The sequence below is a fragment of the Arthrobacter sp. Y3223164 genome (assembly GCF_059091005.1).
This window is the reverse complement of sequence record NZ_JBNHGF010000734.1, coordinates 1-718: the sequence shown is the minus strand read 5'-3', so window position 1 is coordinate 718 and position 718 is coordinate 1. Positions and strand designations below refer to the sequence as shown.

Below are 718 nucleotides of genomic sequence, written 5' to 3'. Positions count from 1 at the left end.
CCTCGTGGATGGCCGCGGCCAGCTGCCGGTAGTACTCCGGGTAGGCGCCGGCGACGGAGCGAACCCTGCGGGTGTGGCCCGGCGTGCCGAGGGTTCCCCAGCGCTCTTCGGGCTCCTCGCCGTATCCGGCTGCTCCGGGAACCGCGCCCGCCGCCAGCGCGGCCTCCTGGCTGTCCAGCCCCCAGGAGGTGAAGGCGGCGGCCGAGCCGAGCACATGGAACCGCGGCGCGGGCAGCGCTGAGATGAGGTTTATCGACAACCGCGAGCGCACCCCAGATTCGTGCAGCAGGGAGACGAAGGCATCCTCGTCGGCGGCGGATGCTGCGGGGGCGGTGTGGCGCGCGGTTTCGCCGTAGACCGTGGCGGCCGGCCCGAAGAGCGTGAGCGCCTGGTCGATCAGGTGGACGCCGAGGTCGAAGAGGATGCCGCCGCCACCGGCGACGCCGGCCGTTGCCTTCCAGGCCCGCAGACCCTCCGGCTTCCAGCGCTCAAAGCGGGACTCGAAGGTGTGGACCCGGCCGAGTTCGCCGTCGCCGATCAGCTGTTTCAGGGTCAGGAAATCCGAATCCCAGCGGCGGTTGTGGAAGACGGAGAGCACCACGCCGGCCCGTCCGGCCTTGGCCAGCAGGGCGTCGCCCTGGGCGGATGCGGGGACGAAGGGCTTGTCCACCACCACGTGCAGGCCGCGGTCCATCGCGGCGTCGGCGAGCGCGTAGTG

At 72.0% G+C, this 718-nt stretch carries 1 protein-coding gene; it reads right to left on the bottom strand.

Translation table 11 applies throughout. The features are described from left to right. The coding region (locus tag AC5RUJ_RS17685) for a Gfo/Idh/MocA family protein (protein ID WP_494156437.1) at nucleotides 1–718 on the bottom strand (718 nt) is incomplete at both ends.